Raw genomic sequence first — 22,804 nt, 5'->3', positions numbered from 1 at the left:
CGCTTGAACGCTTGAACGCTTGAACGCTTGAACGCTTGAACGCTTGAACGCTTGAACGCTTGAAATAAAGAAACTGTGATTTGAAATTTTGTCAAGCTCTGGCTTATTTGCAACGAAGGAGATGGATAAAAAGGAGCATATTGTTATTTTTTTAAATTCATTTTTATGGAATATCTCGGGTGTAAAAACGCCTCATAAATCAGTAAAAGCAATTTTATAAATTTCAAAATGTACAAAGTTTATCTCTGCTTTCCATACTCGTGACCATGAATCAAAATCATAAAAAGAATGAATCGACAAAGATTCCCCCATTTTTCATAACTGTTTCAAAAAAAACTTTTAGCGATAGCTTGCCACTGGATTTTGCTGAATTTGACACGCGACTTTGCAGCAATTTTTTCAAAGATTTTTTTTATTTTTTCAGAGGGTTTTCAAAGGCGGCTTTCTAGCCTTTCACAAACTTTTTAAAAATTTTCAAAGCCTTTTCCTTTTTTATGCATTCATGCAAAATTTTAATTTTTGCCCTTTTTTCTATTTTCAGGTATCAACATTCATTTTGGCAAAACACGCCTTTAATGGTAAAAAATATGAATAAAGACAATAAATTACCACCAATTCCTCTCTCATCTCATCCCTTTCCACCATTTTTCACTTAGTGAAAAATCTCCTAGCAAGTTCTCTTGGTGTACTTTCGCTTCACTCATAGCTTCACTACACAAGAGGATAGGAATGTCCGTAACAATCTTACACAAGGCTATAGCTTTTTCAATTTTATGATTTTTCTTCTCTTCCCCTTCAGGGATGAAATATTTTCATCCCCCCTCTTTCATGAACTGAAACTTTTTCAAGAGAGGTTTCTGTTAATTCTACAATAGGCAATATATTGATTTATAATGATAATTTATCGTTTTGCATGTTGAATGAGAGCCTTGAATATTCTAAGATTCTCTCATTTCAAGTCTGCTTATGTTGAATCAATCAAAACCATCCCCTTACACATTACAAATGGGATTAACGTATGGATAAAAAATAGAGAAGAAAGGAGTAAAAATGCCTCTTATGAATCATCTGAAGAGCAAGGACCGTTGCAAGGTTGGGGGGCTGGTAAATATAAGGATGGGGTCAGCTTGTACCTTCATAAGCGTAAAGAGGCAGTGTTTAAGGGCTTTTATGCTATAGGCTTCACGTGAGAGAAAAACTGGATCAGCCTTCTCCTGAATATCTCGTTCAAATTGACAATTAAGTTGTTTTTTTAATGCAAAAGAAACTGCACTCAAACAGAGTGATATTTTATCGGTATGAAGACACCTTATATCACGGCTGTGAAGAACACGATAGAGCGCGGGAACACATTATAGAAGACTAAGAGGAGAACACTGGGAAGAAAGCGTGAGAGGCGAAGCCTACAGAGAGTGGTGCGGGTGGTCGGACTCGAACCGACACTCCTCTCGGAACCAGATTTTGAGTCTGGCGCGTCTACCAGTTCCACCACACCCGCACATTGTCATAAATACGACCTCATAAAGGGCAGAGTCACCCTTTATTCTTCTGCACTATATGAAGAAGAACAGATTCGTCAACACTAGACTTCTGTTTTTTTAAGAATTCGTCTTATTTTATCCCGTTCCTTGATTTAGCTTTTCACCGCATTTTATTTTTGGAGGATCATTTGTAAAGTCTTTACTTCTAAGAGATATGAAAAGCCTTATGATATTGAACAGATTAAAGCTTTGGACGATTTCTTTAGCAAATCGGCGTACAGCACCGCATTGGCTTGGGTTCATTGCCTTTATTGAGAGTTCTGTTTTTCCCATACCGGTCGATGTTTTGTACATTCCGATGGGCCTTGTTCACCCTAAACGGGTTTACCGCTATGCCCTTATTGCCACTCTCTGTTCAGTTTTTGGAGGAATAGCTGGTTGGTTCATTGGGCATTTTGCCTATGACACCCTCGCCAAACCGATTTTAGAATTTTACGGTAAAGTTGAAAGTTTTCAAACATTAAAAGACAATGCAACCCTGCAATTTCTCATCATTTTACTGATCACTTCAGGTTTTTTACACCTTCCTCCTATTAAGATTGTCACGATTTTGGCCGGTGTTATGGGTGTGCATCTTGAAATTTTCATTCTCACCTGTATTTTTGCTAGGGGTGCACGTTTTTATCTCCTTGCTTGGCTCATTCAGCGTTTTGGACAACAAGCAATGGATTTTTTTTCGCGTCATTTCAAATGGATTATCCTGATTGGTTGTGTTACCCTGCTCGTTGTGTATGGAATTTTTCTCGTTTTTGTCAACAAACAGCTTTTATCTTAAGGGGTATGCTGAATGGCGCGTATTTTTTCTCTTCAACATATTTTGCACCAGCACCTTCATGTTGAACCAAGCAAAAGAGAGCTAAGTTTATGGGCTTTTTTTCTCGCGTTTTGCGTCTCTGCTACGATAGGTTTAGCGCTTGGTTTTGAATATATTGGCGGGTATCTTCCTTGCGATTTATGCCTGATTGAACGTCTTCCCTATTATAGTGCTCTACCATTTTTGCTTTTAGCAATTTTGGGGGTATGTTTTTTTCGCGCATCTTCCTGGATACAATTTTTATTTTTATGTGTTTTTATCTTAATGACCATCAGCTTTGTTTTAGCGGTATATCATACGGGTGTTGAATATGGTTTTTGGCTAGGACCTGCTCATTGCAGTATAAGTACCATAAGGCATACTACAGATGTTAACCAACTGTTCAATCAATTGAACAATATCCATCCTCCTTCTTGCTCTGAAGCATCCATGCGCTTTCTTTTTCTCTCATTTGCCGGTTGGAATGTTGTTGCCAGCCTCATTTACATGCTTTCCAGCCTTTACATTGCTTCAAAAGGGCTGCTTTCAGATGAAAAAAAACTTTAACCGTAAAAGAAACATAAAACCGCCCACATCCCGCACAGCCCTCTGGTTTCAAGCATTCCAGCACCCTACCCTTATCCCATAACACCAACATCGTTCGCCACTCCTCGCATTAAAAGACAGAAATAAGCAGAAATATCCATTTTCTTGTCAGAGCTCTCTATACTTATAAACAACATTTTGATACAAACCCGCGATGGAAAAGCTATAAAACAATTGAGTGAGGGGACCCATCAACATGAATGGTCTGCCATGGCTGAGGATAAGAACACAGCACCTTCTCCCCTATCCCCTATTTCCTTAGATATAAACCACCTTGAAGAACCATGTGTTATGATGGAACATGATCATGATGCATGGTGTGAACATCGATGTGAGCCTACAAGAGCCGGAGATTTAAATGCTCCTTACACAAAACCTCCTCATATAAAACCCCGCATCAAATCGGCGCCCCGCATTAGGCAAGTTTTTTGGTGTGATTTTCCTCATGATTCGATCCTTCCTGAATTTTGGAAAAAACGACCTGTTTTAGTGCTTTCTAAGAATGCAAGATTATATGGAAATGTGACAGTTTTACCTTTTTCGACGAAATCACAACCTAATAATCCTGCGGCTTATCCACTCCAATCTCCCATAGAGAATAAAAAAGCGTGGATTATCTGTAATTATATCACGACAGTTTCCGTAAGCCGTTTAAGTTGCTCACACACGGTTACAAGGTTATCCAGCGAAGAGTTTCATAAAGTTATAGCTCTGATGCTCAAACATTTACCGCATTTACACCATTGACTTTTAAGAAAAATGAGCGTATATGTACCAACATATACGGCATCAGTAATGGTGGCCGCTTCCCCGCAAGGGGAGATAGGAACGGAGGAGTGGGCAACCGCTCCTTTCGTCATTTAAGGCTCTTTTTTCCAGTAAGACATTGTTCTAAACCTTCCTTTAAGGCGTTCTGAAGAGTCTCTTGCAAAATTTTATTTGAGACACTTTTAAGATGCATCTACCGCCTCGTCTTTTGTTTTTCATTTAAGAACAGTGACAATTTCTGTTTAAAGAATTGATACCTTAAAGACGAGCAATCATCCCCAAGCCGTTGAATCAAAATTTTTCAGATTATTTTCTTCTCACACTGAGCGAAAAGGGCTTTCTTAAGCCTTGATAAAAAATCTCTATACTCTATCTTTATCTTTTCGTGTTTTTTGTACAATACCTCTCCTCTTATCCTCCTGCCAAACCTTATATTCCCTGACAACTCTCTTAGCATATCCTTTATGCTGTGTGCACAAAATCCTTCAGCAATCCTTCCCAAAAGCCCACAAACCCTAAGAGCCCTTCTAAGCATAGTCCCCCTAGAATCATTCCTCGACAAACTTGCTGGATTTTGCCTTAATCTTCTCACTGACAATTTTTTATCAGCTTCTTTTATCTTCTTTTTAAACCCTTATTTTTTTCTCTTTACGCACCGACGCTTTTCTTTTCTCAACACTGTCTTTCAGCAATTTTTAAATTTTAGATTGACTTTGGTTTTTTTTATCCTATATCTTAGAACTATTCTAAAGTGCAAAGGACCAGAAAATGTTGAGATCGTTTTTTTCATTTGTACAACGCAAAGCTCTGTCCTTTCGTTCAGCACAAAAAATGATGATTCAAGCGCTCAAAGCAAAAAAGCACCGTGCAGATCTCTATTTAAAATATGCAAACGCTCTCAAACCTCATTCTTCTGAGCAAGCAGCAATTTTTAGAGCAATGGGCATACACGAGCTTGAGAATTATAAGCAACTTCTTTGTCTTTCTTGTAGCAATCGTGCTAGAGCAGTCGGTTCCTTATGTGATCACCCTGCTCTTGTAACAAACAAACATACGCAAGCAGTGCCTCAAAGAGCAGCTGTTCAAAAGAGCACCACGAAAAAAGAGACGAAGAAACCATCAAAAACGCATAGACAAATGCTTCTGACCTGGATTCAACCTGGACTAGCCGGTTTAATGGATGGCTCTGTTTCTACTCTTGCCCCTATTTTTGCAGCTGCTTTTGCCACGGGTGATACGCATCAAACCTTTTTGATCGGGCTTTCTGCTTCAATTGGTGCGGGTCTTTCAATGGGTTTCACAGAAGCCGTCCATGATGATGGCAAATTATCGGGTCGCGGTTCTCCCCTTAAAAGAGGTCTTGCAAGCGGCATTATGACAACCCTTGGGGGATTAGGTCATACGCTTCCTTATTTGATCAACTCTTTTTATATAGCGACAATTATTGCATTTATCATTGTTTTTTTCGAACTCTGGGCGATAGTCTGGATTCAGAATAGATTTATGTCGACACCTTTTTGGCGTGCATCATTACAGGTTATCATTGGCGGCGCTCTTGTTTTTGCAACAGGCATCTTCATTGGCAGCATTTAAAATAAACAGCATGGAAAACGAGCATTTACCACCTAAAACAAGCAGCGAAAACTATTGCCCCATCTATAGGTTTTTCGCTGCTTGTCTCATAAGAAATCTTTTGTTACAATTGTGTTTATTTTTTACACTTTGGAGATACCTTTTTGGAAATGCCTCATCTACCTATGCCTTCCGTGCCCCTGAACACCCACAAGAGTCCCTCTGCATCGAAGAGAGTTCCTCCTGCTTCACCACAAATCAGCTTATCGGTCCAACGTCTTGAGCATGGGCAAGATTTAGAGCTTCCCTGCTATGCCACAGCGGGCTCTGCTGGTCTTGATTTACGCGCAGCTCTTGGTGAAGAAGAAACGGTGGTTCTTGCACCAGGGCAGCGAGCTCTTATTCCAACGGGTCTTATCTTCCACCTTCAGCCTGGTTTTGAAGCCCAGATACGTCCGCGCTCTGGTTTAGCCTTAAAGCACGGCATCACATGCTTAAACACACCTGGAACAATTGACAGTGATTACCGTGGTGAAGTAAAAGTTCTCCTCATCAACTTAGGGCAAGAAGACTTCTCCATCCAGCGAGGCATGCGCATTGCACAAACGATCATTGCGCCGGTTGTACAGGTTAATGTTTGCGAAATTGAAACCGAAAAAGCAAATGCCCAAAACAATACAGCACACCAAAGCACCACAAGCAGAGGAGCAGGTGGTTTTGGTTCAACGGGGCAAATTTAAACAGCCTTCCTTGGGGAGCAACCGTTTTTTGCATTGCGAGAACGCACCCTTATTCCAAGGAATCTCCTCTTCCACTCGTCACACCTGATTTTAGAGCCCAAAGAACATCCACGCTCTGGTTTAACCTTAAAGCATGCCACCCCATGCTTAAACACACCTGGAACAATTGACAGTGATTACCGTGGTGAAGTAAAAGTTCTCCTCATCAGTCTAGAGCAAGGAGACTTCTCCCTCCAGTGTAGCATGGGCATTGCACAAACGGTATATCGCACCGGTTGTTCAAGGTAGTAATATTCATGCACTTAAAGTCGTGCAAAGTGATGTTTACGAATTGAAACCGAAAAAGCAAATGCCCAAAACAATACAGCAAATCAAAGCACCACAAGCAGAGGAGCGGATGATTTTGGTTCAACGGGGCAAATTTAAACAGCCTTCATTGGAAAGAAACCGTTTTTTGCATTGCAAGAGAGCACGCCCTTAAGAAACAAGCCGCACACCTTGCTCTTATCAGCAGTTTTTTACTTTACAGAAGGAACTGTTTCCATCACAGAACTGTTCGTATTTACCCTATCACTTGTGACCACCGCTCTCGCATTATCTGTCATGTGTTCACCCCCCCGTATCAGAAGCCCCTGCTCCTGTCTTACTTACTTCCCCTCCTTTTGCCTCTTGTGCCGCACCATTGGAAGATTTTTGCAATCCCATAAGCCCAACTTTAGTATAGCCAGCAATCCGTATTTGATTAAGCAAATCGACCACAGCTCCATAATCGATTTCACTATCGGCTTTGATCAAGATCTTTGTCTCTCGATTTTGCTTTGTTTCCTTCAACAAAGTTTCTGTAAATGCTGTTTGGCTAATAAGGTTATTACCCACATAAAGAGATCGGTCTTTTTGCAAAGTGACATAAAGAGGCTCATCGGGTTGCACCACCGAGGGTGCTTGCGTTATAGAGGGAAGTTGAACCGGAATAACAGATGTTGCCAAAGGTGCCGCAACCATAAAAACAATTAGTAGCACCAGCACAACATCAATAAAAGGAGTTACATTAATCTCGTTGTGCAACCCGCACTCATCGGTTTCCCAATTCTCATTAAAACCCGCTTTCATTTTTTATGACTTTTCTGTTGACGATGTCTATCAAGTTCACGGCTCAAGAGCCTTTCAAGAGCAGCGGCGATATCGCCCAAATCATTGCGATAACCACTCAAAGCACGCATAAGGCTATTATACATAACCACGGCTGGAATAGCCACAAAAAGCCCGATAGCTGTTGCTAAGAGGGCTTCAGCAATTCCAGGAGCAACGACATCGAGCCGTGTGGTTTGAGACTGAGCAATCCCGATAAAAGAATTCATGATTCCCCAAACAGTTGCGAAAAGACCAACAAAGGGAGCAATTGCCCCAATCGTTGCCAGAACGGCACTTCCACATGCAACACGCCTCGTTGCCGCCAACAAGCAGCGTGACAAAATCGAATGAACTCTTTCCTTTACGCCCTCATTCATCCCGCGTACATCTTCACTATAGCGATCAATGTCCTCAGAGAAAAAGAGCTCTTCATACGCAACGGGCGCTTCTTGCCTTACATGAGCTCTTTCACCAGAGCCAAGCCCTTCAGAGCCGGTAAAACGAACCTGTTGTGTAGAAAGATACACTTCTTTCAGAACTTCCTTAAGGAAGACCACACCGGCGCCTTTGCTTTCTTTTAAGCTTGCAGCCAAACGCGTGAGAGTTTGCGCATTAAGAATCAATTGAAGTTCATGACGCACTCTTCGTTTTGCCAAAGAGATCTCAACAATTTTGACAAAAGCAATGGTCCAAGAGGCAAGAGATGCCAACAACAAAAGAACAATAACGGTTTTTACAACAAAATCAGCCGCCATAAACATAGAAAAAGGGGAAAGATCATGGACGACAAACAAAGCAGACGAACTCTCTAAGGGGACTGTTTCAGATTCCATTTCTCTCTCACATCCTTATGGATTTCACTTAATCTTACAGCTGTGGCATCACCCCCCGCAGCACCACCCTTCCACAATGCCACGTCCCTTTTAATATCACTCTGCTTTTACTCTAAAAAACAAAACTTGATAAATCAAGTATAGTTTTATTTCAGACAACAACTCTTTCAAGAGGACTATTGCAAGAAATTTTTCTTGCTACAAATTAACATAAATTTATCTAAAAAATAAGTTTATTGCGCAATAATACTTGAAGAGGCAAATGGCTCTTCTCGCTTGAACAGATGAACTTTTCTTACAACAAGTGAAACAACATCTGTAGCAAGAAAATATTATAAATATTTTTTTCATAAGCAGAAAGAGAGCAGCCTTCAAGAGATTTTGACCATTGCTCCAATGATTGCCAGAATGGCACGACCACATGCAACACGCCGCCATGAATTTTTCTCTAAAGATTTCACGGGTAGAGCTGCTTTTCTAAGCAAGCAAAATTTATTCTATACAAAACGCTTTTAAATGACACGACAAATGGAACTAAAAAATCGGTTCGACGTTACAAAAGCAGTGAAAATTTTTACTCCAAAGCAAATGATCACTATGAACACACAAAAACTGAATAATGATGAATCAACAGAGGGAATGAGCATCATGGCAAACAACAAAACAACAGAGGATCACAAAATGGCAACAGAAAAAAAACCACAGGGACACTTAGAAAAGTTACGCAATGACGTTTCAGAAGTCACCTCATCCTTGGCAGATCTTGGTGCAAACAAATTGAGTGCCGCCAAAGACAAAGCCGAACAACTGTATAACGCAGCGAAAGGAAGCAGTGAAGACATTCTCTCTCAAGCAAAAGAGAAAATTGGTGATTTTGAACAAACCGTGAATCAATATGTTCGTAAAAACCCGAATAAAAGCGTTCTATTTGCAGCGGGTATTGGTTTTATTCTTTCTCAATTATTGCGTCGTTAAGCAATGCGTAAGTTTATCGCTCCACTTTTAAACCATCTTGTTGGCGGCGGGCTCAAAAGTACCGTCAAGCAAGTACGCCTTCAAGCAATTTGCGGCGGTATTTTAGGCATTTCCTTATTTATGTCGTTGCTCTTTCTTTGTCTTATTGGTTTTCTTGCTTTATGTTCGGTTATGACACCGCTTGCAGCAGCCAGTACCCTGTTTTTCATTTGGCTTTTTCTTGCGGGTTTAGGGATCGTTATTAGCCGCATTTTGAAAACTTATCAGCGCTATGAACAACAAAAGAAATCAGAAGAGCAACGCCATCAACTTATGACAGATACAACACTTTCCAGTCTTGCACTTTTAAGCCAACATCTCCCTTTTGCTAAATTGAGAGTTCCGCTTCTTGGCCTTGCCACTTATTTCCTGTGGAAAAAGAATAAGAAAGACCGCTTTTCAAATTAAGATGTGCAATTGTGCATTTCTATCCCCCCCCCGGTGTTTTCTCTCAAATGAGAGAAAACACCTTTTTATTTCTCAAACACCTTTTTATTCCCTTTACCAATATTAGTGCAACATTCATTGCTAAGAATGCATCCTTCCCGCCCCTTATTACCATTGAACACAACCATCCTTCTCTTTTTCAAGCAAGCACCCTCATTCCTTACCCCCCAATGATGCAAAAACTCTCCCATCAAAACGGTTCAGAATGGGTATTTCATAGCTTTTAAAAGTTTTTACCCACACGCCCCCACTTACAACGTAAAAGCCGAATGATTTTGTGTGCCTCACGAGAAAAAGACTGAAAAGGAAAGATCCTTACGCTATTTTGGGGCTCACTCAAATTACAAAAAATAAATTATCCTTATCTTGCCCTATAAAAACAAAAAACCGCATCCCTTTCTCTGAACAGTAAAATGCTTTATACCCTCGTAACCACGCGTGAATAATTTAAGAATTTTCTACAAGAAAATAGTCAAGGAAAATCTCAACAATCCTATAAAAGCTTAAGCTGATTTTTCAACGTATCCCCCTTATCAAATCTCTCACAAGAGCTAAATGCCTCTCAAGAGTTAAATTTTCTGCTCCACCCCTTTTAAAAGCTTCTCATGAAGAGTGAACATCGACCCCTCTCTATATCACAACAGCCTCTATAACTTCTCATTGATTGCCTTCAAGCATCATATAAAGTTCCGCTTCAGAAGCTTCTCTTTACGCAATGCCTTTGCAAAATCCCTCTTTCTCTCAAGAGACTGTTTTCAAACCCGTTCTTCAACCTTGTTTTTATTGATTGCCTTTAAATCTCATGAAAACCACCAGCGCATTTTGAGAAACAAGCGCCAACCCTCTTTTTTTGCTAAAAATATTGGCTTACCAAGGGTGTCACTTGCCAAGAACATTCCCTAATTGTAGCACAAATTTTATAAAGAGATTCACGCCTTCACAAGGGAAGCTTCGACTTTTGAAAGCACATCATGGTGTGCAATAACATCCATCATTTCTGAAACAACAGCCTCTATAACTTCTCGTTCATCCCCTTCAGCCATAATGCGGATAACCGGCTCTGTTCCAGAAGCACGGATGATCAATCGTGCATCTTTTCCCAACTGTTGCGTTGCTTGATCGATTGCCGTTTTGACCGGCTCTTTTTTCAACACATTTTTATTTTTAATCACGACATTTTTTAAGATTTGCGGCACAGGCTCAAACTGTTTACACAATTGGCTTATGGGAGTTTGGCTTTCTTGCATACAAGCTAAGATTTGCAAAGCAGCCACCAGCCCATCACCAGTTGTGCCAAAATCACTAAGCACAATATGCCCAGAAGATTCACCACCGACATTATATCCCCTTTCGCGCATTGCTTCGACAACATAACGATCACCAACATTTGTTCGCACAAGATCCAAACATTTGCTGTTCAAGAAACGCTCGAGTCCAAGATTTGACATAATTGTTGTGACAACACCATTACACTGTAAGCGCCCAGTTTTATGCCAATGTTCAGCAATCACAGCGATCAGCTGATCTCCATCAATGGTTTGTGCTTTTTCATCGACAAACAAAACACGATCACCATCACCATCAAGAGCAATCCCCACATCGGCCCGCACTTCATGAACCTTCTTTTTTAAAGAAGTCAAATCGGTTGATCCACATTTTTGATTAATATTGGTCCCATTTGGCGTATCATTAATAGCAAAGACCTCAGCTCCCAATTCCCACAAAGCCCGTGGAGCAGCTTTATAAGCAGCGCCATTTGCGCAATCGACAACGATACGCACAGCATCGAGACGCACATCACGGGGCAAAGTTCGTTTTGCATATTCGATATAACGATAAATATCGCCCTCGACTCGTTTCGCATAACCAATTTCAGCACAACCAGCGAGGGATTTTGAAAGATCTGTATCGATCAATTGCTCAATTTTTTCTTCCATCTCATCGGAAAGCTTAAAACCATCAGGACCAAAAAGTTTAATTCCATTATCATAGAAGGGATTATGAGAAGCAGAGATCATCACACCAAGATCAGCCCGCAGAGAACGACAAAGCATAGCAACCGCCGGTGTTGGCACAGGCCCCAACAAGAAGGCCTCCATTCCCGCAGCGGTGAACCCTGAAACCAAAGCATTTTCCAACATATAACCAGATAACCTCGTATCCTTACCAATCACCACACGACGCGACTGATGTTGTGAGCGAAACAATACCCCCACAGCCATTCCCACTTTCATGGCAAAATCTGCTGTCATGGGAAAAGAATTGGCTTTTCCCCGAATTCCATCAGTTCCAAAATATTTTTGTGCCATCCCTTTTTCCTTTACACACACTTCTTGCCCAGCATTGCTCACAGACCCCCGCTGATACACGACCCCTCATGTGATGACATTCTTTGCATTTCTTCATTTTTAGATTTTCAAAAAATCACACCACACACAAAACGCCCAGAACAAATCTCTGCTTCCAGTACCAACCCCATAGACTTCACCAATGCTGCATTGAGATGCTCATCAAGCAATCTTATGCTCTCCCCTCACCCAAGTGCCCGCTTTAAACAAAAACACAATTTTTTCTAAAAAAAGCAATCACCCTAGAACACCGGCCCTCACCACACAAACCACAAGCCTACAATCCTCCAAACGCGAGAATGTTTCCAATCACAAAGATCGCAACCCTCCTAAACACACATCTCTCCGCACACACCGTAAATCGACAGCCCTACAACAGCTCTGATCACAGAATTTTTAAACATGCTTTGAAGGCGCAAGTTCTACCCGCGCCCTCGTCAAAGAATTTTACTTAATATTCTTTCCAAAACATCGTGACTCAAGCGTCGTTAGAAGGCTCTCCTTTATCACGCTCCTTAGCATTTGGTATCTTTTCAGCGCTCATTTTGCTTTTCGAGCGACTTGCTGTTTTAGTGGAAGTTTTTGCGTTTTGTGTTTTTTTCTCAGCCCCACGAGGTTGCGCCCCTTTAATTCCAGACTCATCGGCTTGAACACGAGGAGACTTTGCTATTTGCGCTGCAACTTTTGTCTCTGCTTTTCCGCCCTTTCCGCCTTTTCCTTTATCGGCATCACTTCTCTCAGCATCGCTCTCATCAGCATTTGTTTTCTCTGCTGTTGATGCAGTTGCCCTATGAGACTCTTCTTTAACTGTTCCAGTTTTAGGCACAGAGGAAATACGCGGAGTGTTGCCTTCCTCTTTTTGTGTTCGTGAAGGAGGTTTTCCAGCAATAACTTCTTTAATTTCCGCTCCTGTTAAAGTTTCATATTCCAACAAGCCTTGTGCCAGAGCGAACCATTCTTTCTTTTTTTCTTTCAGAATTTTTGTCGCACTTTTATAAGCATCATCAATAAGCTTACGCACTTCAGCATCAATCATGCGTGCTGTTTCCTCAGAGACATTTTGTGTTCGTGCCACAGAATGGCCTAAAAAGACTTCATCTTGATTATCACCATAGGCAACATTCCCAAGCAGATCAGAAAATCCCCACCGTGTAATCATCGCCCGCGCTAATTTTGTTGCTTGTTCAATATCAGAGGAAGCACCTGAAGTAATATTTTCTTTTCCGAATTTTAATTCCTCAGCGACGCGTCCCCCCATCATGATAGCCAAACGGGAAATCATCCAGCGATAACTCATAGAATAGCGATCCCCTTCAGGCAATTGCATCACCATTCCCAAAGCCCTTCCCCTTGGCACGATTGTTGCTTTATGAACAGGATCAGCAACAGGAACGGTAAGCGCCACGATAGCATGCCCCGCTTCGTGATAAGCTGTAAGTTCTTTTTCTTCTTGTGTCATCGCGGATGAGCGCCGTTCAGCCCCCATCATCACTTTATCTTTTGCATCTTCAAACTCTTGCATAGTGACGACTCTTTTATTACGGCTAGCAGCCATGAGAGCAGCCTCATTGACAAGGTTCATCAAATCAGCCCCGGAAAACCCTGGTGTTCCCCTTGCCAAAACTTTCAGATCCACATTAGGCGCTAAAGGGACATTGCGCACATGCACTTTTAAGATCTGTTCACGCCCAGAAATATCCGGATTTGGTACAACGACTTGCCGATCAAAGCGCCCTGGTCTTAACAAAGCAGGGTCGAGTACATCAGGACGGTTTGTTGCAGCAATGAGAATAATGCTTTCATTGGGCTCAAAGCCATCCATTTCGACAAGCAACTGATTTAAAGTTTGCTCGCGTTCATCATTTCCGCCTCCCAATCCAGCACCACGATGGCGTCCAACGGCGTCGATTTCATCGATAAAGATAATACAGGGGGCATTTTTTTTCGCCTGTTCGAACATATCGCGCACGCGGCTTGCACCAACCCCCACGAACATTTCGACAAAATCGGATCCTGAAATAGTAAAGAATGGCACATTAGCTTCCCCTGCCACAGAGCGCGCAAGCAAAGTTTTACCGGTTCCTGGAGGACCAACAAGCAAGACACCCCTTGGGATACGCCCGCCCAAACGTTGAAATTTTTGTGGTTCGCGTAAAAATTCAACAATTTCCTGAAGGTCCTGCTTTGCTTCTTCAACGCCAGCAACATCTTGAAAGGTCACGCGCCCTTGCGCTTCATTGAGCAATTTTGCTTTTGATTTTCCAAATCCCATAGCCCCACGTGATCCATTTTGCATTTGTCGCATAAAGAAGACCCACGCACCAACAATAATAACCACAGGCAACAAGGAAAAGAGAAGATTGAGGAAAATACTATTACCGGAGCTCTCAGGAATAGCTTTGACATTAACATTTTTGTTTTCCAATTTTTGGATCAAACCTGGATCTCGTGGAGCGTAGGTTGAAACAACTCTATGCTCGATGGTTTGTCCTGTTAACTTTTGCCCTTGAATGGTTACAGATTTCAGTTCATTATTCTCAACCTTTTTCAAAAATTCGGAATAAGAGACCTCTCCTCCTCCAGAACGTTGGCTATCTCCATTATAGAGAGAAAACAACACAATCAAAATTAAGGCAATAACTCCCCAAATGAGGAGAGAGCGGTAATTGGAATTCATATTCGGCTCACACTTAATCAAATCTAGATTTTAAATTATTCCCCTTTAACATATAACCTTGCAAGTCCCTTGCCAAGGTATGAGGAGATGTTTATTGTCTTTTAGAGTGATTTTTCTTTATCTTTTCACCTCAAGATTAAAAAAAGGTTCCACAACATTGACAAGAGGGGCATCTTCGCGGGATAAAAGCCAATTGAAGGGCGCCATAATCCGCTTGATGCTGACATTTGGTTGAAAAAGCACTTGAGAAGTCAACTCTGGAACATCGCACCCTTTGTCATTTGAGAGCATCGGCAATGATTGTAAAGAGGGGAAATGGGGATTTTCAAGATCAATATTGCTTTTTTGCAACAAAGATTTTAGCTGTTTTAAATCTGCTGCTCCAACCTTTATGGGATCTTCTCCACGATTGGTAATCTGATAGCGCCCATCCCATAGAGAAGTTTTTCCAGGCTCCACAACGGCTTCTTTCATATTTCGGGATTCGCGCCAAAGAGCAATACCACTTCTGTTATATTCAATGACAGATCCAGCATAAGTAAAGCGCTGCTTTTCTGATGCTGAGAAACAGAGTTTTTGCATAAGAATTATCAATTTTTGCGCAGGAAGCAAATAAAATCCCCCGCCCATCAACACGGCAAAGAGCCCCACCACAAAGGAAAAACTTGGATGTTGTTGTAAAAATGGCGCGGGCTTTGCAATAAAACAACGCCCATAGGCGACAGCGATATCCAGAGCTAAAATGAGATCGGCAACAATTCTTGCCTGTTGACGGCGTTTAAGTGCGGCATTCTGAACCCTTTGTACAATCACGGCGAGTCTTTTCTGCTGAAGAGATTGACGCACACGCACGCGTTCAAAATTGCGATCTTCATTGGTTGGATCATCAATCCAAACTTTGCCCTTGAGGCGCAAATAAGCACGCAGAGTTTCGCGCTTTACACCAAGGAGCGGACGGATCAAGCGTATTTCTCGACAAAGCAATGCCTCACGTGGGATACAAGACAACCCCCGCGCAGACATCAATCCGTCGTTTTTTTCAGCAATATCAGCAATAAGGGCTCTCCTTTGTGCACACTTTTCCCCAATTTCTCTAGAAAATATGCCACCACGCATGTCATCAAAGGCTTCACTTGCTAAAATACCGGAAGATCCTCTCGCATAATCGCCACCCTGTCGATCAACAAAAGCTGGTTGTTGCCACTCCGCTATATCCTTCTGAAGACGTTTTGAGCGCATTTGATAGGTTTCAACCTGATCATTGAGCGTATGCCCTGTCATAATAAGGGCTGCACCCTGTTTTTGCGCTTCTTGAAACAGGAGGTTATAACGTGCAATACGAGCACTTGACGCAATCTGTGTCTTTGGTTTTTTGCCTTCCCACCGCACAATCCTATGTTTAATGCGATGGGTACGGCAAATTTCTGCAACGGTTAAAGCTTCACGAGCTGATTCTTTCCGTAATTGATGATCAACAGTAACAGCGATAACTTCCGGAGCAACACAGAGCGTTTTTAAATGGTCTCTGACTAAAAACAGTAAAGCGAGAGAATCACTCCCTCCTGAGACAGCAAGGATTACCTTTTGACACTGGATAAAATCCGATGTTTTAAAGAGATTTCCCGCTATGCTAATGCACACCGTGACCGACCTCATTTCTTTTTACAGGTTTACAAAAGACAGACTCTAACGTTTTATGATGATTTGCTTTTTTCGCTACAACGGCACAAACCTCTTCATTTTTGTCAAGAGACACCATACTCAATGCTAATTTCAACAAAATTTCAGAAGTATAGAGCTTCTTTTTATCTTTATGCCATGCGATGAGATAAGTTTGGGCTGCTTCATGATAGCGTTTTTGTCCTAACAAAGCTTCTGCTAACCAGAACAAAGCATCATCCCTCAAAGGATCTTTTTTATAACGCTGTTGAAAATCACAAAAGACCTTTTCAGCATCAACATAGTGAGCAGAACGAAGAGAATCATAGCCTTTTTTATACAACGCTTTAGAAGAAAGACGAGAGGAATCCTCACCCTGCTGTGATTCGACACCCTTTTCTTCTTGATGGTTCTGCTCTAAACGGTTTTCCTGTAAACGATCCTCTGTTTCCTTTGCATCTTTATGGACTTCCTTCAGATGCTCACCCATTTTTCTCACAGGATCATAGATTTTCTGTAAAGGGTCTTTATGATCATGACTCTCCCCATCAGCAACACTGCTCTGCACATCTTTGGTGGTGGTGGAACTCCCTTTATGAACCATTTCTTCTTTTACAGTCGGCACGTTTTCATCCAAAGCAGCGCTCTCAAACGCACAAGAATACACAGAAGAGCCTTCTTTATCAAAAAGCTGGTGGAATTGCTTTTGAACATTTTTCAAACTGTTATGCTCAAGCACCATTCGTATATTATGCAAGAGTTTATCCAAATCATAATCCTTAAACAGCGCCTTTTGATTTTCTAAAATAAACTCTCGACTTTGAATCATTCCCTGAAAAGAAGGAGTAGCATTTGCATTCACCGCCTTATCAGCAGCATCAGCACCAGCTTTCTTCACCGCATCCATAGCTTTATCAGCAACAGGCGCAGCCTTTTCCACCGCACCCATAGCCTTATCAGCAACAGCAGCATCCGCCTTTTCCACCGCATCCGCGGCTTTATCAGCAACAGGCGCAGCCTTTTCCACCGCACCCATAGCCTTATCGGCAACAGCAGCACCCGCCTTTTCCATCGCATCCGCGGCTTTATCAGCAACAGCAGCACCCGCCTTTTCCACCGCACCCATAGCCTTATCAGCAGCGGCATCAGCTTTCTTCACCGCATCCGCAGCCTTATCGGCAACAGCACCAACCTTTTCCACCGCATCCACCGCCTTATCAGCAGCATCAGCACCAGCTTTCTTCACCGCATCCATAGCTTTATCAGCAATAGGCGCAGCCTTTTCCATCGCATCCATAGCCTTATCAGCAACAGGCGCAGCCTTTTCCACCGCACCCATAGCCTTATCAGCAACAGGCGCAACCTTTTCTACCGCACCCATAGCCTTATCAGCAACAGCAGCACCCGCCTTTTCCACCGCATCCATAGCCTTATCAGCAACAGCAGCACCCGCCTTTTCCACCGCATCCGCGGCTTTATCAGCAGCATCAGCACCCGCCTTTTCCACCGCACCCATAGCCTTATCAGCAGCGGCATCAGCTTTCTTCACCGCATCCGCAGCCTTATCAGCAACAGCAGCACCCGCCTTTTCCACCGCATCCGCGGCTTTATCAGCAACAGGCGCAACCTTTTCTACCGCACCCATAGCCTTATCAGCAGCATCAGTACCAGCTTTCTTCACCGCATCAGTAGCAGAATCCTCTTTAGAATATTGGGAAAACCACCGCGCTGCACTTTGAACAGATGAAGCAGAACAAGCGATAAAAACGGACATATAGAGAGCCGTTTTCCAATTCCTTTTGCTACATATCAACATAATTTTCTCCCCTTAAGAATCTAATTTTTAATTGTTCATGGTATTAAGCGTTGTAACAGCACGACGATTTTGGTTCCAACAGGAGATATCATCACACACTGCAACAGGTCTTTCTTTTCCATAAGAAATTGTTTGAATGCGTTGCGCAGACACACCAAGAGAAATCAAATAATCACGCACGGCAACAGCACGACGTTGTCCCAGTGCCAAATTATATTCACGCGTCCCACGTTCATCAGCATGGCCTTCAATCATAATAGCATGATAAGGATAACGCAGTAACCATTCTGCTTGGCGCATTAAAATGCGTTCAGCATCAGGTTCAATTGAAGAAGAATCGAGACTAAAGAAAACGCGATCTCCAACGTTAACGGTAAACTCCTGTCCTGAACCCGCAGGAGCTTGATTAAAACCAGCTTCATTGAAATAAGGGTTATTCAGACTGTTCGGGGCACCGACATTTCTTTTGCCACAACCAACCAGCGCCAATGAAATCAAAAAGAGGGCAGCGAAGGGATGAAAGCTAATATTTTTGGTAGAGCGCATACACTAATTCTCCTTAATGAATAAAAATGAAAAGAGATCTCCTTTCAAAAGCACTTTAAGAATAATCATTAATTCCTAATGAAGAAGAAATTTTCTCTCATTTTTTACCACTTATCATTTTTTAATTTTTGCGGTTTTTCTTCACCCACAGACTTTCAAGACGAATGTAAAACCATGCTCACCCTTAAATTTTGCGCATCCTCTTGTTTACGTGTCTTCCTGCTGGTTTTTCTTGAGTGCATTGAGCTTTGCAAAAACTTTATCGGCATCAAAACTTTTGTTAGGATCCTCTTCCCTATGATAGTCTCCATATCCTTCCCCTTGATTGTCCCCATGACCTTGATTGATGGCAGCATTTTCTGTTACCGATGCTGGAAGCAAAGAGGGATCTTCTGCTGCTGAGACAGGGCGATTTTTTGCGGCACGATGGAGTTCTAAATCCAAATCAATTTGTGAACAGAGCCCCAATCCTACAGGATCGAGAGGAACCAAATTAGCGCTATTCCAATGGGTTCTAAGGCGAATTTGTTCAATTGTCCCCTTTGTTGTCCCAATCAAGCGTGCAATTTGCGCATCTTTCAATTCGGGATGGTTCACCACCAACCATAAGATCCCATTTGGACGATCTTGTCGCCGAGAAAGAGGGATATAGCGCGCACCTTTGCGTTTTTTTTCTGGAATGCGCACTCTAGACTCGGAGATTTTTAAGCGCGCATTTTTATCAGCTTCCACCCGTGCAATTTCACTGCGCGTCAATTGCCCAGAATTAATGGGATTGAGACCTTTAATACCATGAGCCGCTTCACCATCGGCAATAGCCTTCACTTCTAACACATGCAATTTACAAAATTCTGCAATCTGATCAAAAGAAAGAGCCGTGTTATCAACCAGCCAAACAGCTGTTGCTTTGGGCATCAAAAGTTGCGTTGCCATCTCTATAATATCCTCTCACTTCGCCTCTTTATGGAGTTCTTGAGGCAGATTATCGCTCCTTGCGGAGCACTAGATCTTTTTCTTACACATTGGTTTTCTTTACCCACTCTTAAATGAAAGCGAGGCATGGAATAAACCACTTTTGCCATGAAATACTCTGTTATAACCTGATTTTTAATGAACGACAAGACATCTGTCTTTTTATGATCCTTAACAGAGTCTCTTTACCTTTAAAGCGAATTTTCTTATAAAGGATTTATTCGAACATTTCAGCTTATGTTGCGGCATCTTTATTCTGGTAGGATATATATTTTATTGCCTTAAATTCAAGGATAATCTCCCTGAACCAACCTCACTAGAAAAAAGCCCTCAAATTGGAAAGAAAACTATGGCAGGTCATTCACAATTTAAAAATATTATGCACCGTAAAGGACGTCAAGATGCAATGCGCTCGAAAATATTTTCTAAGCTTGCACGTGAAATTACCGTTGCAGCCAAACAAGGTGCTCCAGACCCAGCCATGAATCCACGCTTAAGGCTTGCTGTCCAGAATGCTAAGGCACAATCGATGCCAAAAGACAATATTGAACGTGCAATTAAGAAAGCTTCAGGAGGCGATGTTGAACATTATGATGAAGTGCGCTACGAAGGGTATGGTCCAGGGGGTGTTGCTGTTATTGTTGAAGCTTTAACAGATAACCGCAATCGCACCGCTTCCAACGTGCGGGCTGCTTTCACCAAATCGGGTGGAGCTCTAGGGGAGACAGGTTCGGTGAGTTTCATGTTTAATCGAATTGGTGAAATCATCTATAAGCGCGAAGCAGGAACAGCAGACAGCATCATGGATGCCGCCATTGAAGCTGGTGCTGAAGATGTACAATCAGAGGAAATGGAGCACCATATTACCTGCGCATTTGAAGATATTGGTGAAGTTTCTAAAATGCTTGAAGCAAAACTTGGTGAAGCAGAATCAATCAAAACGATTTGGAAAGCCACCACCCTTGCACCCATCGATGAAGAAAAAGCTTTATCAGTGTTACGCCTTATCTCGACATTAGAAGAAGATGATGACGTGCAAAATGTTTATGCTAATTTCGATGTCAGCGATGAGATTTTAGCAAAACTCTCTGGTTAATTTTCTCTCTGGTGAATTTCTATGCGGTCATCCGGCACGCAAACACTGCCCCTACACCAAAATGCCCGCACACAAAAATGCTCATGTACAAAAATGCCCACACGCAAAGAGAGTTGTGCACACTCTCTTTGCTCTGAGAGCCTCACTTAGACTTTTGCGAACAATGAACTGAACTTTCACGCAAAGTGTAGCCTCCCTATCATTTTACCCAACACATACAAAGCCCCACTTTAAAAGCAGAGCCTTTCATAAAAACGAATATTGCCACCAAAACACATAAAAGCTCTCTATCAATTAAAAAAACTCTTTGTTAAGAAAAAACTTGGCTTTATCCTCCAAACACCCTTCTCATCGACAGTCCATGGCAGAGTGAATATGAAACTTACAACATTTCCCAACAAATTCATTGTCAAGACAACACACTTGCTCTCTTAAACAGCCTCATCAATTCTGATCCCAGAGTTTCATGAACGTTTACACTGTTTGTCTTGCAAAACAGAACGCCATTGTATTGCACATTGACGAGCTTTTTTAAAAGAGACATTTCTTAAAGCACCCAAACCCATTTCACAATGCCGCCCGTGAATGGTAGAGCAGTAAAGCTATTGTGCACCACCATCTTTACACTTATGAAGGAGCAAACCGGCACCCTCATACTCTTTAAGTTTTACCAGCCGCCACTGTTGCAACAGCCCTTGCTATTCAGACGATTCATAAGAGGCATTTTACTCCTTTCTTTAGAGTTTTTTCCCACATGCCAGCTATGACGAGCAAATAAATGATTTTGATTGATATAAAATGAAAGGAGGTGAGAATCTTACAATATTCGGAGGTCTCATTCAACAGGCAAAACGATAAATTATCGTTATAAATCAATGCGTTGCCTTTATTAAGCGAACATTGTTATCGTAGATTAAGCAATGGCGACCATGCTGGATCAGAAGCATCATTGGGCGTATGGACTTGGCGTTCATTGCGTCCAGTAATATCAATGGTATAAAGTTTAGGTCCCATTCCTGGATTTTTACGAAAGAACATCAAAACGCGACCATTAGGAGCCCAAGTTGGCCCTTCATTATGAAAACCTGTCGTTAAAATTCTTTCTCCTTGTCCATCCGGATGCATAACCCCGATAGAGAATTGTCCATTTAATTGTTTTGTAAAGGCAATATAATCACCACGCGGCGACCAAATGGGTGTAGAATAGCTTCCCTCGTTTGAGGAAATACGCTGAACATTGCTTCCATCCGCATTCATTGTATAAATTTGTGGTTTTCCGCTGCGGTCAGACGAAAAGACAATTTTTGTCCCATCTGGTGAATAAGAAGCTGATGTATCGATAGCAGCAGTGTCTGTAAGGCGCGTTGTTGTGCGTGTCCGCAAATCCATAGTGTAAAGATTTGCACTCCCATCATTTTGCAACAAACTCATGATAACTTTCCGTCCATCAGAAGAAAAGCGCGGAGCAATTGTCATATTATCAAAGGCCCCGATTAACTCATTTTGTCCTGTTTCAATTTGTTGAAGATAAACATGGGGCACTTTCTTACGCTTGTAGGCCATATAGGTAATTTCTTGCCGTTTTGGTGAAAAACGCGGTGTAAGCATCAACTCATGACCATCAGAAAGATAGAGCAAATTTGCTCCATCTTGATCCATCATCGTTAAGCGTTTAACCCGTGCATTTTGAGGACCTGTCTCATCGATAAAAACGATCCTTGTATCAAAATAACCACTTTCACCGGTCATCTCGCTATAAATTTCATCGGCGATCATATGGGCAACACGCCGCCAATATTCTGAAGCCGTATAAAAGCGCCGCCCTTTGAGTTGCCGCTGCCCAAAGACATCCCACAAACGAAAATCGACTCTCAATCGCCCATCGGTTTCTCTTATAACCTGTCCGGAGACCAAACCTTGTGCTTTTATTTTTTTCCACTCAGCAAAATGAGGTTGCTTATAGGGATTGGAGATTTTTTCCAAAAAAGATTCCTTCTCAAGAGAGTGAAAAAGCCCTGAGCGTTCAAGATCGGCTGAAATCACAGAAGTTATTTTTCCCCCTATTGAATCGTTAGAAATAAAATCTGCGATGGCAATAGGAATAGGGTTAAAGTCAGCACTAGAAATAGTGCCTTTCAATTGTGCATAAGCGCATGAAAAACTGGAAAGCCACAAGCCACAAGTGACAATAAACCAAGAAAAAAATTTATGTCTCGTTATAGTCATCATGGAATCTATCCTTTCG

Annotated in this window: 19 protein-coding genes, 1 tRNA gene and 3 pseudogenes; 10 read left to right on the top strand and 13 right to left on the bottom strand. The window is 42.0% G+C overall.

What is annotated here, in order from left to right:
* Positions 1 to 1,413: 1,413 nt before the first annotated feature.
* Positions 1,414 to 1,498, bottom strand: a tRNA-Leu gene (locus AC0QT1_RS06965).
* A gap of 209 nt (positions 1,499 to 1,707) precedes the next feature.
* Here AC0QT1_RS06965 and AC0QT1_RS06960 point away from each other — a divergent pair.
* From AC0QT1_RS06960 to AC0QT1_RS06950, 3 genes are all read left to right on the top strand, one after another.
* Entirely contained in the window at positions 1,708 to 2,316 is a 609-nt protein-coding gene (locus AC0QT1_RS06960; protein WP_473199702.1) for a YqaA family protein, read from the top strand.
* 12 nt (positions 2,317 to 2,328) lie between these two features.
* Complete coding sequence (locus tag AC0QT1_RS06955; protein WP_473201958.1) at positions 2,329 to 2,901, top strand: disulfide bond formation protein B; 573 nt, start codon at positions 2,329 to 2,331, stop codon at positions 2,899 to 2,901.
* Between the two features lie 249 nt (positions 2,902 to 3,150).
* A complete protein-coding gene (locus AC0QT1_RS06950; RefSeq protein WP_473201960.1) occupies positions 3,151 to 3,687 on the top strand; it encodes a type II toxin-antitoxin system PemK/MazF family toxin in 537 nt (178 codons plus the stop codon).
* Between the two features lie 322 nt (positions 3,688 to 4,009).
* On the opposite strand, the gene AC0QT1_RS06945 is transcribed toward AC0QT1_RS06950, so the two are convergent.
* A complete protein-coding gene (locus tag AC0QT1_RS06945; protein WP_473201957.1) occupies positions 4,010 to 4,243 on the bottom strand; it encodes a hypothetical protein in 234 nt (77 codons plus the stop codon).
* A 233-nt stretch (positions 4,244 to 4,476) separates the two neighbouring features.
* On the opposite strand from AC0QT1_RS06945, the gene AC0QT1_RS06940 reads away from it, so the two are divergent.
* The 4 genes from AC0QT1_RS06940 to AC0QT1_RS06925 all read left to right on the top strand — a co-directional run bounded on the left by AC0QT1_RS06940 (position 4,477) and on the right by AC0QT1_RS06925 (position 6,501).
* On the top strand, positions 4,477 to 5,301 hold the full coding sequence (locus AC0QT1_RS06940; RefSeq protein ID WP_473201956.1) for a VIT1/CCC1 transporter family protein: 825 nt from the start codon (positions 4,477 to 4,479) through the stop codon (positions 5,299 to 5,301).
* A 164-nt stretch (positions 5,302 to 5,465) separates the two neighbouring features.
* The gene (gene dut, locus AC0QT1_RS06935; RefSeq protein ID WP_473200004.1) at positions 5,466 to 6,020 is read left to right on the top strand and encodes a dUTP diphosphatase; all 555 of its coding nucleotides are present in this window, start codon (positions 5,466 to 5,468) and stop codon (positions 6,018 to 6,020) included.
* Between the two features lie 33 nt (positions 6,021 to 6,053).
* The gene (locus AC0QT1_RS06930; RefSeq protein ID WP_473201955.1) at positions 6,054 to 6,308 is read left to right on the top strand and encodes a dCTP deaminase/dUTPase family protein; all 255 of its coding nucleotides are present in this window, start codon (positions 6,054 to 6,056) and stop codon (positions 6,306 to 6,308) included.
* Entirely contained in the window at positions 6,271 to 6,501 is a 231-nt protein-coding gene (locus AC0QT1_RS06925) for a hypothetical protein (RefSeq protein WP_473200034.1), read from the top strand. The genes AC0QT1_RS06930 and AC0QT1_RS06925 overlap by 38 nt, the downstream gene beginning before the upstream one ends.
* Positions 6,502 to 6,629: 128 nt before the next feature.
* Here the strand turns inward: AC0QT1_RS06925 and AC0QT1_RS06920 are convergent, their stop codons facing one another.
* Both AC0QT1_RS06920 and AC0QT1_RS06915 read right to left on the bottom strand, forming a co-directional pair.
* Complete coding sequence (locus tag AC0QT1_RS06920) at positions 6,630 to 7,130, bottom strand: biopolymer transporter ExbD (RefSeq protein WP_473201954.1); 501 nt, start codon at positions 7,128 to 7,130, stop codon at positions 6,630 to 6,632.
* A complete protein-coding gene (locus AC0QT1_RS06915) occupies positions 7,127 to 7,984 on the bottom strand; it encodes a MotA/TolQ/ExbB proton channel family protein (protein ID WP_473199708.1) in 858 nt (285 codons plus the stop codon). The genes AC0QT1_RS06920 and AC0QT1_RS06915 overlap by 4 nt, the downstream gene beginning before the upstream one ends.
* A 648-nt stretch (positions 7,985 to 8,632) precedes the next feature.
* On the opposite strand from AC0QT1_RS06915, the gene AC0QT1_RS06910 reads away from it, so the two are divergent.
* Both AC0QT1_RS06910 and AC0QT1_RS06905 read left to right on the top strand, forming a co-directional pair.
* Positions 8,633 to 8,959, top strand: coding sequence for an ElaB/YgaM/YqjD family protein (locus tag AC0QT1_RS06910; protein WP_473200005.1), 327 nt, complete (start codon positions 8,633 to 8,635; stop codon positions 8,957 to 8,959).
* Positions 8,960 to 8,962: 3 nt separating this feature from the next.
* On the top strand, positions 8,963 to 9,406 hold the full coding sequence (locus AC0QT1_RS06905) for a hypothetical protein (RefSeq protein WP_473199709.1): 444 nt from the start codon (positions 8,963 to 8,965) through the stop codon (positions 9,404 to 9,406).
* A 968-nt stretch (positions 9,407 to 10,374) separates the two neighbouring features.
* On the opposite strand, the gene glmM is transcribed toward AC0QT1_RS06905, so the two are convergent.
* The 7 genes and pseudogenes from glmM to AC0QT1_RS06870 form a co-directional block, all read right to left on the bottom strand.
* Entirely contained in the window at positions 10,375 to 11,754 is a 1,380-nt protein-coding gene (gene glmM / locus AC0QT1_RS06900) for a phosphoglucosamine mutase (protein ID WP_473201953.1), read from the bottom strand.
* Between the two features lie 517 nt (positions 11,755 to 12,271).
* Positions 12,272 to 14,470: an ATP-dependent zinc metalloprotease FtsH gene (gene ftsH, locus AC0QT1_RS06895; protein WP_473199711.1), complete on the bottom strand. Its 2,199-nt coding sequence runs from the start codon at positions 14,468 to 14,470 to the stop codon at positions 12,272 to 12,274.
* Positions 14,471 to 14,587: 117 nt separating this feature from the next.
* Positions 14,588 to 15,520 (bottom strand): annotated as a pseudogene (locus AC0QT1_RS06890) (PP-loop family protein); the annotation flags it as partial.
* A 165-nt stretch (positions 15,521 to 15,685) separates the two neighbouring features.
* Positions 15,686 to 16,126, bottom strand: a pseudogene (gene tilS, locus AC0QT1_RS06885) (tRNA lysidine(34) synthetase TilS); the annotation flags it as partial.
* Entirely contained in the window at positions 16,101 to 17,945 is a 1,845-nt protein-coding gene (locus AC0QT1_RS06880) for a tol-pal system YbgF family protein (protein ID WP_473201952.1), read from the bottom strand. The pseudogene tilS and the gene AC0QT1_RS06880, both read right to left, overlap by 26 nt.
* A gap of 27 nt (positions 17,946 to 17,972) precedes the next feature.
* Positions 17,973 to 18,491, bottom strand: coding sequence for a peptidoglycan-associated lipoprotein Pal (gene pal, locus AC0QT1_RS06875; RefSeq protein WP_473201951.1), 519 nt, complete (start codon positions 18,489 to 18,491; stop codon positions 17,973 to 17,975).
* A gap of 207 nt (positions 18,492 to 18,698) precedes the next feature.
* Complete coding sequence (locus tag AC0QT1_RS06870; RefSeq protein WP_473199714.1) at positions 18,699 to 19,424, bottom strand: DUF1013 domain-containing protein; 726 nt, start codon at positions 19,422 to 19,424, stop codon at positions 18,699 to 18,701.
* 388 nt (positions 19,425 to 19,812) lie between these two features.
* Between AC0QT1_RS06870 and AC0QT1_RS06865 the strand changes: the two genes are divergently transcribed.
* Positions 19,813 to 20,559, top strand: a complete 747-nt coding sequence (locus tag AC0QT1_RS06865; RefSeq protein WP_473199715.1) for a YebC/PmpR family DNA-binding transcriptional regulator — start codon at positions 19,813 to 19,815, stop codon at positions 20,557 to 20,559.
* Positions 20,560 to 21,044: 485 nt separating this feature from the next.
* Here the strand turns inward: AC0QT1_RS06865 and AC0QT1_RS06860 are convergent.
* Together AC0QT1_RS06860 and tolB are read right to left on the bottom strand one after the other, a co-directional pair.
* Positions 21,045 to 21,283 (bottom strand): annotated as a pseudogene (locus AC0QT1_RS06860) (integrase); the annotation flags it as partial.
* Between the two features lie 179 nt (positions 21,284 to 21,462).
* Positions 21,463 to 22,785 carry a Tol-Pal system beta propeller repeat protein TolB gene (gene tolB, locus AC0QT1_RS06855; RefSeq protein ID WP_473201959.1) on the bottom strand — a complete coding sequence of 441 codons (1,323 nt, stop codon included), beginning with the start codon at positions 22,783 to 22,785 and terminating at the stop codon, positions 21,463 to 21,465.
* Positions 22,786 to 22,804: the final 19 nt, after the last annotated feature.

The sequence above is a fragment of the Bartonella sp. P12B genome (assembly GCF_055796185.1).
This window is presented reverse-complemented; position numbering and strand designations above follow the sequence as displayed.

Coding starts and splice junctions, on each gene's coding strand:
- AC0QT1_RS06960 (WP_473199702.1), top strand. CDS start 1,708: ATGATATTGAACAGATTAAAGCTTTGGACGATTTCTTTAGCAAATCGG.
- AC0QT1_RS06955 (WP_473201958.1), top strand. CDS start 2,329: ATGGCGCGTATTTTTTCTCTTCAACATATTTTGCACCAGCACCTTCAT.
- AC0QT1_RS06950 (WP_473201960.1), top strand. CDS start 3,151: ATGGCTGAGGATAAGAACACAGCACCTTCTCCCCTATCCCCTATTTCC.
- AC0QT1_RS06945 (WP_473201957.1), bottom strand. CDS start 4,243: ATGCTTAGAAGGGCTCTTAGGGTTTGTGGGCTTTTGGGAAGGATTGCT.
- AC0QT1_RS06940 (WP_473201956.1), top strand. CDS start 4,477: ATGTTGAGATCGTTTTTTTCATTTGTACAACGCAAAGCTCTGTCCTTT.
- dut (WP_473200004.1), top strand. CDS start 5,466: ATGCCTTCCGTGCCCCTGAACACCCACAAGAGTCCCTCTGCATCGAAG.
- AC0QT1_RS06920 (WP_473201954.1), bottom strand. CDS start 7,130: ATGAAAGCGGGTTTTAATGAGAATTGGGAAACCGATGAGTGCGGGTTG.
- AC0QT1_RS06915 (WP_473199708.1), bottom strand. CDS start 7,984: ATGGAATCTGAAACAGTCCCCTTAGAGAGTTCGTCTGCTTTGTTTGTC.
- AC0QT1_RS06910 (WP_473200005.1), top strand. CDS start 8,633: ATGGCAAACAACAAAACAACAGAGGATCACAAAATGGCAACAGAAAAA.
- AC0QT1_RS06905 (WP_473199709.1), top strand. CDS start 8,963: ATGCGTAAGTTTATCGCTCCACTTTTAAACCATCTTGTTGGCGGCGGG.
- glmM (WP_473201953.1), bottom strand. CDS start 11,754: ATGGCACAAAAATATTTTGGAACTGATGGAATTCGGGGAAAAGCCAAT.
- ftsH (WP_473199711.1), bottom strand. CDS start 14,470: ATGAATTCCAATTACCGCTCTCTCCTCATTTGGGGAGTTATTGCCTTA.
- AC0QT1_RS06880 (WP_473201952.1), bottom strand. CDS start 17,945: ATGTTGATATGTAGCAAAAGGAATTGGAAAACGGCTCTCTATATGTCC.
- pal (WP_473201951.1), bottom strand. CDS start 18,491: ATGCGCTCTACCAAAAATATTAGCTTTCATCCCTTCGCTGCCCTCTTT.
- AC0QT1_RS06870 (WP_473199714.1), bottom strand. CDS start 19,424: ATGGCAACGCAACTTTTGATGCCCAAAGCAACAGCTGTTTGGCTGGTT.
- AC0QT1_RS06865 (WP_473199715.1), top strand. CDS start 19,813: ATGGCAGGTCATTCACAATTTAAAAATATTATGCACCGTAAAGGACGT.
- tolB (WP_473201959.1), bottom strand. CDS start 22,785: ATGACTATAACGAGACATAAATTTTTTTCTTGGTTTATTGTCACTTGT.